This is a genomic window from Nonomuraea sp. 10N515B (assembly GCF_052245915.1).
Classification (GTDB): Bacteria; Actinomycetota; Actinomycetes; order Streptosporangiales; family Streptosporangiaceae; genus Nonomuraea.
Genome location: NZ_JBQQBQ010000166.1, coordinates 1 through 2,368 on the forward strand (window position 1 = coordinate 1; position 2,368 = coordinate 2,368).

General features: G+C 70.8%; 3 protein-coding genes. 2 read left to right on the forward strand and 1 reads right to left on the reverse strand.

Going from position 1 to position 2,368, the window contains the following annotated elements:
- Positions 1–145 precede the first annotated feature (145 nt).
- Both ACTWQA_RS58765 and ACTWQA_RS58770 read left to right on the forward strand, forming a co-directional pair.
- On the forward strand, positions 146–1,102 hold the full coding sequence (locus ACTWQA_RS58765) for a tyrosine-type recombinase/integrase (RefSeq protein ID WP_443167455.1): 957 nt from the start codon (positions 146–148) through the stop codon (positions 1,100–1,102).
- A 120-nt stretch (positions 1,103–1,222) separates the two neighbouring features.
- Positions 1,223–2,143 carry a tyrosine-type recombinase/integrase gene (locus ACTWQA_RS58770; protein WP_443167453.1) on the forward strand — a complete coding sequence of 307 codons (921 nt, stop codon included), beginning with the start codon at positions 1,223–1,225 and terminating at the stop codon, positions 2,141–2,143.
- A 25-nt stretch (positions 2,144–2,168) separates the two neighbouring features.
- Here ACTWQA_RS58770 and ACTWQA_RS58775 read toward each other — a convergent pair.
- On the reverse strand, positions 2,169–2,368 hold a 200-nt coding region (locus tag ACTWQA_RS58775), incomplete at its 5' end, for a hypothetical protein (RefSeq protein WP_443167454.1).

A 2,368-nucleotide genomic window follows, 5' to 3' on the forward strand; every position in this document is an offset into this window, starting at 1 on the left:
AGGGCTACTCCACCGCTACATGCGGCACATGAACGGGCACATCGTGTCACCGTTTCGTCGCCAGCCGGAGCCCCCACCTCAGCCACAACCCCGATGCCTCGTCGGGCTGGGGCGAAGCCCCGTTAGAAGGGGGCGGGTGAGCACGATGCCTGAGGCGACGCTGCCGGGCCTGGTCGCCGAGCTGGCCGCTTCGCGCCACGCCGGCGGATACAGGTTCACAGTCCAGGAACGGGTGCTGCGCCAGTTCGCCAGCCACTGCCGGCGGGAAGGCTACCCGGACGGGTCCATCACCCGGGAAGCGGTCGACGGGTTCCTTTACGGCCGTCACCTGCGGGCCTCCACCATCCGGCGCAACGAGCTGGCGCTGCGCCAGCTGGCCGAGTACGCCCGGGCAGCCGGCTGGGATGCTTGGACCCCGGCCGCGGCGACTCAGGTCCGCGTCCGTCACCAGCCCCCGTACGTGTTCACCGACGACGAGGTGCGCCGCCTGTTCACCGCGATCGACTCCCAGCCCATGTCCAGCTTCTCGAACAAGGCCATGGTCGACCCGGTCCTGTTCAGGGTGCTCTACGGCGCCGGGCTGAGGATCTCCGAGGCGCTCAGCCTGACCCTGGCCGACGTGGACACGCGCAGCGGGACGCTGCGCATCCGCGACTCCAAGAACGGCGAGAGCCGGACCGTGCCGGTCACCGCCCGGCTCACCGCGACCCTGGAGGGCTATATCGCGGCCGCGCACCCCGCCCCCGAAACCAGCGACTGCGTGTTCTACAGCATCGCGCCCGGCCGGCCGGTCAACCAGTCAACCGCATACATGCGGTTCCGCGGCTACCTGGCCGACGCCGGCATCCCCCACTTCACAGGCGGCCCTCACCCGCACTCGCTGCGCCACGGATTCGCCGTCGCCAACCTGCGGCGCTGGGCCGGGCAAGGCGCGGACCTGGCCGTGATGCTGCCCTACCTGGCGTGCTACATGGGCCACGCCGATCTCCGCGGCACCCAGTACTACCTGCGGCTGACCGCGGACGCCTACCCCGAGGTGATGGCCAGGGCCCAGGTCCGGTTCGGCTACGTCATCCCCGAGCCGCCCGGGGACCAGCCGTGAACCCGCGGCCCGCGCCGCCGCCGGATCTTGCCGGCCGCTGGCTGTCGAAGTTCTTCACCAGCCACCTGGCCGGGGAACGCGCCGCCTCGCCCGAAGACCGTCTCCTCCTACCGGGACGCGATGAAACTGCTGCTCACCTGGTTCAGGGACGCTGAGCGCATACCGCCGGAGAAGCTGCGCCTGTCCGACATCGACCGGCCCCGCATCCTGCGGTTCCTGGACTGGCTGGAGGACGACCGGGGCTGCTCGCCCGCCACCCGCAACCAGCGCCTGGCGGTGATCAAGTCGTTCTGCCGCTACACCGCCGTCGAGCAGCCCGGCCATCTCGGCCAGGTCACCCAGGTCCTCGCGATCCGGCAGAAAAAGACCCCGGCCCCGCAGCTAGACCACCTGACCGGCGACGAGGTCAAGACGCTGCTCGCCGAACCCGGCACGGCCAGCGCACGCGCCGTCAGGGACACCGTCCTGCTCGCCCTGGCCTACGACACCGCCGCCCGCGTCCAGGAACTCTGCGACCTCGACGTCGCCGACATCCGCCGCGGCAGCCCGATGACCGTGGTGATCCACGGGAAGGGCTCCAAGATCCGGTACGTGCCCGTGATGGAGCCGACAGCCCGGCTCGTCGCCGGCTACCTCGACCACCGCGGACGGCATCCCGGCGTCGGCTCCGACGCCGACCCGCTGTTCGCCGGGCCGAACCACTCCAGGCTGACCCGGTCCGGAGTGGCCAAGCTGCTGGCCCGCCACGTGCGCGCAGTCCGGGCGCGCGCCCCCGGCTGGGCTCACGGCCTGCCGGTCACGCCCCACACGCTCCGGCGGAGCCGGGCCATGCACCTGGTCCAGGCCGGCGTCAACCTGATCTACATCCGCGACCTGCTCGGCCACGCCGATGTCTCCACCACCGAGATCTACGCCCGTGCAGACGCCGAGGCCAAACGCAAAGCGATCGAGAACGCCTACGAACCACTCACCCCGGACGCCCTGCCGGACTGGACCCTGGACTCGTCCCTGCTCGGCTGGCTCGACTCGCTCGGCCGCTGATCCCAGCCCAGGAGGATTATGCGGACTACAACACGAGCCCCGCCGCTCCTGCCAGCGGAAACACCACGGCAGGGCGCATAACCCAGCCGTCCGCATAATGGCGAAGATCGTGGATGCGGGGCCGGGCCCGTCCGGGCGGCGTACGGATTCCGGCCAGGCCGAGCAGCTGGGCAAAGATGCCATCGACGCTGCTGTGCAGGAGCGGTCTGCCGGTGGTGGAGATGA

Coding starts and splice junctions, on each gene's coding strand:
- ACTWQA_RS58770 (WP_443167453.1), top strand. CDS start 1,223: ATGAAACTGCTGCTCACCTGGTTCAGGGACGCTGAGCGCATACCGCCG.
- ACTWQA_RS58765 (WP_443167455.1), top strand. CDS start 146: ATGCCTGAGGCGACGCTGCCGGGCCTGGTCGCCGAGCTGGCCGCTTCG.